7 protein-coding genes are annotated in these 6309 nt (G+C 77.4%); 5 read left to right on the top strand and 2 right to left on the bottom strand.

Annotated elements, in window-relative coordinates; all coding sequences use genetic code 11:
* Positions 1–208: 208 nt before the first annotated feature.
* Both E9565_RS21330 and E9565_RS21325 read right to left on the bottom strand, forming a co-directional pair.
* Positions 209–1654: a PLP-dependent aminotransferase family protein gene (locus E9565_RS21330; RefSeq protein ID WP_236828752.1), complete on the bottom strand. Its 1446-nt coding sequence runs from the start codon at positions 1652–1654 to the stop codon at positions 209–211.
* A gap of 248 nt (positions 1655–1902) precedes the next feature.
* Entirely contained in the window at positions 1903–2847 is a 945-nt protein-coding gene (locus E9565_RS21325; protein ID WP_236836682.1) for a cobalamin biosynthesis protein, read from the bottom strand.
* A gap of 51 nt (positions 2848–2898) precedes the next feature.
* Here E9565_RS21325 and def point away from each other — a divergent pair, with 51 nt between their 5' ends.
* The 5 genes from def to E9565_RS21300 all read left to right on the top strand — a co-directional run bounded on the left by def (position 2899) and on the right by E9565_RS21300 (position 6258).
* Positions 2899–3456: a peptide deformylase gene (gene def, locus E9565_RS21320; RefSeq protein WP_236828750.1), complete on the top strand. Its 558-nt coding sequence runs from the start codon at positions 2899–2901 to the stop codon at positions 3454–3456.
* A 78-nt stretch (positions 3457–3534) separates the two neighbouring features.
* Positions 3535–4029 (top strand): FBP domain-containing protein, encoded by a 495-nt coding sequence (locus E9565_RS21315; protein ID WP_236828749.1) that lies wholly within the window; start codon positions 3535–3537, stop codon positions 4027–4029.
* A 44-nt stretch (positions 4030–4073) separates the two neighbouring features.
* Positions 4074–5252 carry a glucose-1-phosphate adenylyltransferase family protein gene (locus E9565_RS21310; protein WP_236836681.1) on the top strand — a complete coding sequence of 393 codons (1179 nt, stop codon included), beginning with the start codon at positions 4074–4076 and terminating at the stop codon, positions 5250–5252.
* A gap of 41 nt (positions 5253–5293) precedes the next feature.
* Positions 5294–5623, top strand: coding sequence for a tetratricopeptide repeat protein (locus E9565_RS21305; protein ID WP_236828746.1), 330 nt, complete (start codon positions 5294–5296; stop codon positions 5621–5623).
* 125 nt (positions 5624–5748) lie between these two features.
* Positions 5749–6258, top strand: a complete 510-nt coding sequence (locus E9565_RS21300) for an FKBP-type peptidyl-prolyl cis-trans isomerase (RefSeq protein ID WP_236828745.1) — start codon at positions 5749–5751, stop codon at positions 6256–6258.
* Positions 6259–6309 lie beyond the last annotated feature (51 nt).

Genomic DNA, 6309 nt, shown 5'->3' with positions numbered 1-6309 from the left:
CCCCGCGGCCGTGCGACGGCCGGGCGGTGGGGCGGGAGCGGGGGAGCGACGGCGAGGACATGGTCGACCTCCAGGACGGAGGCGTGCCGGCGACCGGCAGGCACGGGGCGCCGGTTGCTCGACGCCCGGCACCCCGGCCCCACGCGGGGTACCGGACCTCCCGAACACCGAGACCGTACGTCCGCCCGGCGGTGCCCGCCAGCACGGATCAGACCACGGTGAGCGGGCGCGGCGGCCGGGCGTCCGCGGGTGGGCGCGCCTCCCGGTCGAGCCGGGCCAGCACGCCGACGGCGGCGCGCAGCCGTTCCGGCGGCAGGGTGAACGGGAGCCGGAGGTGGTCGTCGAAGGCGTGCCCGGTGCCGAAGGCCCGGCCCTCGGCGAGCAGCAGCCCGCGTTCCGCGGCGGCCGCGGTCAACGCCGCCGAACTGGTGCCGGGGGGCAGCCGGCACCACACGGCCAGCCCACCGGTGGGCGCCGGCGCCGTCCAGCCCGGCAGCTGCGCGGCGAGCTCGGCCAGCAGGACGGCGCGCCGCTCGCGGAGCAGGGCACGCCGCTGCTCGAGGATCTCGTCCAGCTGCCGCACGAGCACGGTGGCGGCCAGCTGGTCGAGCACCCCGACGGAGAGCTGGCGGCGGCTCAGCGCCTCGCCCAGCCGTGCGGCGAGGCCGGCCTCGGTGCGCAGCCAGCCGATGCGCAGGCCGCCCCAGACCGCCTTGGACAGCCCGCCGACGGTCACCGTGGCCGCGTCGGGGACTCCGGCGGCGAACGGCGGCGCGGTCGGTGCGTCGAGTTCCAGGCCCGTGGAGACCTCGTCGGCCAGCGTCACCACGCCGTGCTGCCAGAGGGTCGCCGCCAGCCGCCGCCGGCCGGCCGCCGAGAGGGCGGTGCCGGTGGGGTTGGAGCAGTCGGGCATCACGTAGGCCAGGCGGGGGCTGCTCTGCCGGGCCACCAGCTGGGCCGTGCGCACGAGCGCGTCGGGATCGGCCGGATCGACCGCGGCCGGGACGCAGCGCCCGCCGGCCGCCGCGACCAGGCCCACCGCACCCGGGTACGTCGGGTGCTCGACCAGCACGCGGTCGCCGGGCTCCAGCAGGGTGTCCAGGGCCAGGGCGGCGGCGTCGCCGACGCCCGCGGTCACGACCACCTGGTCGGCGTCGGTGGGCAGCCCGCGGGAGGTGAACCAGCCGGCGACCGCCGCGCGCAGCTGGGGAAGCCCGCTCGGGGCGTAGCCGTGCGCGGGCAGGTGTGCCGGCAGCTCGGCGAGCGCCTGCTCGTAGGCGGGCAGGAGCTGGGGCGCCGCCTCCGGTGCCGCGTGGGCCAGGTCGATCACCCCCGGTGCGGTGCTCGGCGGCGTCCAGCCGGACGGCACGTCGGGCAGCGCGGTGACCGTGCCCGACCCGTGCCGGGTGCGGGCGAAACCCTCCTGGCGCAGCACCCGGTAGGCCGAGGCCACCGTGACCCGGCTGACGTCCAGCTCGCCGGCGAGCTCGCGTTCCGCGGGCAGCCGCACCTCCGCGGAGAGCGCCCCGGTGGTCAGCAGGTCACGGACCCGGCGGGCCAGCCCTGCGTACAGGGGCGTGGGCAGCCCCTCGACCGGGCCGACGAGGGTGGCGAGCTCTCTGGCAGCTGTGGACCGCTGCGACCCGGGTGGCATGGGGCCACCATGCCGGATTGGCCTGCAGGACACCAGCCCGGACGGTGCCACTCTCCTGTCATGGACACAGGTGGAATCGTCGCGCTGGTGCTGGTCCTGCTGGGGCTGGGCTACCTGTCGGTGGCCACGCTCCGCATCACGCTGCGGGGCGGCCCCGGCCCGGGTGACCCGCCGGCCAGCCATCCCCGGGTCGACCCGGCGGGCTTCCCGGTGCTCGCCCGGCCGCGCGGTGCGTTCGACCGGGGTGGTCAGCGGCGCAGCCGGCGCCCCAGGACCGCCGCCGTCGCCGCGGCGATCCAGACCGCGCGGGAGAGGGCCACGGCCCGGGGGACGTCCGCGGGGACGGGCGGCCGGCCGTCGCCGAGCGCCGGCCGCTCCTCGACCCGGCTGCCGTAGACGTTGCGGCCGCCCAGCCGCAGGCCGAGCGCCCCGGCGAGCGACGCCTCGCAGCGCCCGGAGTTCGGGCTGGGGTGGGCGGCGCCGTCGCGGCGCCAGGCGCGCAGGGCGCCGGCGGCCGCCCCCCCCACCAGGGGGGCGCAGCCGACGGTCAGCGCCGCGGTCGCCCGGGCGGGCAGCCAATTGGCGACGTCGTCGGCCCGGGCGGCGGCCCAGCCGAACCGCGCGTACCGCGGCGACCGGTGGCCGACCATGGCGTCCAGGGTGTTGACCGCCCGGTAGCCCAGCAGCCCGGGGAGGCCGGCCACCGCACCCCAGAACAGCGGGGCGACGGCGGCGTCGGAGGTGTTCTCGGCGACCGACTCCACCGTCGCGCGGGCCAGTTCGTCCCGGCCGAGCCCGCTCGGGTCGCGGCCGGCCAGCGCGGGCAGCGTGGCCCGGGCGGCGGCCAGGTCGCCGGCGGCCAGGGCGTCGTGCATCCGCACCGCCACCCGCCCGAGCGAGGTGCCGCCCAGGACGGCCCAGGTCGCCGTGGCGGTCACCGCCGCCCGCAGCACCGGGCGGGAGCGGGTGGCGCGGTCGGCGGCCAGCCCCAGCGCGGCGGTGCCGCCGACGAGCAGGGCCCAGTGGCCGGCGCCCGCGGCGCGGGAGTCGCGCCACGTGCGGCGCTCCAGCCCGGCGGCGGCCCGCCCGAAGCCGGCCACCGGGTGGCCCCGCCGCGGATCGGCGAGCGCGAGGTCGGCCAGCGCGCCGAGGGCCAGCCCCAGCGCGGTCGCGGGATCGGGGCTCGGGCGCACCGCGCCATGGTGCCAAGTCCCGGCCGGGCAGCCGCTCCCTAGGATCGGCGCATGCGCCTGTTCGGCCGTTACGACGGCGTCGCCCGGCCGATCGTCACCTACGGCAGCGACCCGGTCCTGCACCGCCGGTGCACCGAGGTGACCGCGTTCGACGACGCGCTGCGGCGGCTGGTGCTCGACATGTTCGCCAGCATGGAGGCCGCCGACGGCGTCGGGCTGGCCGCCAACCAGATCGGCGTGGACGCCCGCGTCTTCGTCATCGACTGCCCGGACGCCGACGGCGAGGACGTCGTCGGCTACGTCGTGAACCCCGTCCTCACGGTGCTCCAGCCGGTGGGGGACGACCCGGCGGAGGAGGTCACCGAGGAGGGCTGCCTGTCGGTGCCCGGCCCCTACGCCGAGCTGCCGCGCGGCTTCCGGGCCCGGGTCGACGGCGTCGACCTGCACGGCGACCCGGTGGTGATCGAGGCGACCGGCATGGCCGCCCGCTGCCTGCAGCACGAGGTGGACCACCTCGACGGCACCGTCTACGTCGACCGGCTCCCGGCCGAGGTCCGCGACCGGCTGCTGGCCGAGGCGGCCGGCCCCGGTGGGGAGCTCCCCGCCTGAAAAACAGGTGAGCGCACCGGGGGAGATCGCCGATGATCCCCGCCGGCACCCGCACCACCAGGAGAAGAGGCACCACCGGTGACACCGCTGTCCGAGGCCGAGATCCGGCGCTCGTTCGTCAACTGCTCGCGCGGCGAGGCGAGGACCCTCACCCTGCCCAGGGACCTCGACGAGCTCGACTGGGCCGACCGAGACGTGCTCGGCTGGCGCGACCCGAAGGCGCCGCTGCGGGGCTACCTGGTCGCGCAGGTCGACGACGAGACCGTGGGGGTCGCCGTCCGCGCCGCCGAGAGCAGCATGTCCAGCCGGACGGCGGCGATGTGCCTGCTCTGCCAGACGGCGCAGCCCGGCGACGCCGTCTCGCTGTTCACCGCGCGCCGCACCGGGGACGCCGGGCGCAACGGCAACACCGTGGGCACCTACATCTGCGCGGACCTGCGCTGCTCCACGCGGGTGCGCACCGAGATCCCGCCGTGGCTGCGCGACCGGGACCCCGAGGAGGTCGTCGCCGAGCGCGCCCTGGAGCTGCGGGAGCGGGTGCGCGGCTTCCTGGACTCGGTGCGCCGCCCCTGACGGCCGACGGGTGGACGAGCCCCCGGCGGGGTAGCCCGCCGCGCATGGCGCTCCCACGGATCCTCGTCCTCGTGCTGGCCGGTGGCGCCGGCGGCCGGCTCGAGCTGCTCACCGAGCAGCGGGCCAAGCCCGCCGTGCCGTTCGCGGGGGTCTACCGGCTCATCGACTTCCCGTTGAGCAACTGCCAGAACTCGCAGATCTCCGACGTCTGGGTCTCCATCCAGTTCCACCCGACATCGCTGCACGACCACCTGTCCAACGGCCGGCCCTGGGACCTGGACCGGACGGCGGGCGGGCTGCTCACCCTGCCCCCGTACAAGGGCACCGAGCGCGGCGGCTGGAACACCGGCACCGCCGACTCGCTCTGGCGGCACGCGGAGCTGATCCGCGCCTTCGACGCCGACGCGCTGGTCGTGGTGAGCGCCGACGCGGTCTACAAGCTGGACTACCGGGAGGTCGCCGAGGCCCACCTCGGCTCGGGCGCCGAGGTCACGATGGTCACGACCGAGGTGGCCCCGGACGACGCGTCGCGCTACGGCATCGTCGAGGTCGCCGACGGCGGCCGGGTCAGCGGGTACGCCTACAAGCCCGACGAGCCGGCGACGACGACGGCCACCAACGAGGTCTTCGTGTTCTCCCCGACCCCGACGCTGGACCGGCTGGAGGCGCTCAACGCCGACGTGGGGGAGGAGGGGCTGGAGGACCTGGGGTCCCACCTGCTGCCCGCGCAGACCGCCGACGGCCTGGCCCGGGCCTTCCCGCTGGACGGGTACTGGCGCGACGTCGGCACGGTGCCGGCGTACTGGGAGGCGCACCGGGAGTTCATCGCCGAGGAGCCGCCGCTGGACCTGGACGCCCCGCGCTGGCCGGTGCACACGCGCGGCGGCCGGCACAGCGCCGCGCGGGTGCTCAGCGAGGCCCGGGTCGAGGACAGCCTGATCTCCGGTGGCACCCGGGTGGGCGGGGACGTGCGCGGCTCGGTCCTCTCGCCGGGCGTCGTCGTCGAGGCCGGGGCCACCGTCGTCGACTCGGTGCTCCTGCCCGGCGTGCGGGTGCGTGCGGGGGCGACCGTGACGCGGTCGGTGCTCGACGACGGGGTCGACGTGGGACGGGGCGCGTCGGTCGGTGGTGACGGGGAGATCACCCTGGTCGGCCGGGCGGCGCGGGTCGCCGACGGCAGCGAGCTCGCCGCGGGGGCCCGCTTCCCCGAGCCGGAGGGGTGACCGGCGGGAAGCCGCCGCCGTGGGCGGACGTTGGGGACGGCATGACCCAGCCGTTCGAGATGGACCTGCACTCGGAGTTCCTCCGCGCCGACCTCCTGCTGAACATGGGTCAGCCCGACGCGGCCGCCCGCATCCTGCAGCCCGTCGTGGACGCCGAACCGCGCAACGAGGCGGCGCTGGAGCTGCTGGCCCGGGCCTACTACGGCTCGGCGCAGCTCGGGCCGGCCGAAGCGGCGCTGACCCGGCTGGTGGACCTGGCGCCGAGCAACGGGTGGGCCCGCCGCGCCCTGGCCCGCACGCTGGAGCGGCAGAGCCGGGGCGGCGAGGCGGCGGTGCACCACCGGGTCGCCGACGCCCTGGGCGCCGCCTGACCGGCCTCCCCGGCGCGCTCTGGGACCATGGCGGGCAGGGCCGCGCCGCCCCGTGGCCCTGCCCGCGGCGCGCGCCGGCCGTCCCGCCCGCACCGATCCGAGCGCCCGCTCGCCCAGGAGACCCGATGAACCGCCGCACCGTCCCCGGCACCCTGCTCGCCCTGACCCTCGCCCTGACCGCCTGCGGCGGCGAGGACGGGACGGGCTCGTCGATCGAGCAGCCGACCTCGGTGGTCGCCGAGGGGATCAGCACCGACCTGTCGGAGGCCCCGCAGGTCCCGGCGTCCGACACCCCGGCGCCGACCGGGCTCGTCGTCGAGGACGTCGTCCGGGGCGGCGGCGAGGAGGCCGTGGAGGGCTCCACCGTCGCCGTGAAGTACGTCGGCGGCTTCTACGAGACGGGGGAGGAGTTCGACTCGTCCTGGAGCCGCGGGGCGGACGAGACGCTGCCGGTGACCCTCGGCGCGGGCCAGGTGATCCCGGGCTTCGAGCAGGGGATCGCGGGCATGCAGGTCGGTGGCCGCCGCGTGATCACCATCCCCAGCGAGCTGGGCTACGGCGAGCAGGACCGCGGGCCGATCCCGGGCGGCTCCACGCTGGTCTTCGTGGTGGACCTGGTCGAGGTCAGCGGCTGACCTGGCGTTCCGCACCGGCGGCTGCGCGGGCGGTCACGGCACGCGCAGCCG

Origin of the sequence: Blastococcus sp. KM273129 (assembly GCF_021698995.1) — a bacterium.
GTDB lineage: Bacteria > Actinomycetota > Actinomycetes > Mycobacteriales > Geodermatophilaceae > Blastococcus.
Note: the sequence above shows the minus strand (reverse complement) of the source record. Positions and strands in the feature narration are given on the sequence as shown.

Excerpts from the sequence above, each read along its gene's own strand:
- E9565_RS21330 (WP_236828752.1), bottom strand. The coding sequence starts at position 1,654 with ATGCCACCCGGGTCGCAGCGGTCCACAGCTGCCAGAGAGCTCGCCACC.
- def (WP_236828750.1), top strand. The coding sequence starts at position 2,899 with ATGCGCCTGTTCGGCCGTTACGACGGCGTCGCCCGGCCGATCGTCACC.
- E9565_RS21310 (WP_236836681.1), top strand. The coding sequence starts at position 4,074 with ATGGCGCTCCCACGGATCCTCGTCCTCGTGCTGGCCGGTGGCGCCGGC.
- E9565_RS21305 (WP_236828746.1), top strand. The coding sequence starts at position 5,294 with ATGACCCAGCCGTTCGAGATGGACCTGCACTCGGAGTTCCTCCGCGCC.
- E9565_RS21300 (WP_236828745.1), top strand. The coding sequence starts at position 5,749 with ATGAACCGCCGCACCGTCCCCGGCACCCTGCTCGCCCTGACCCTCGCC.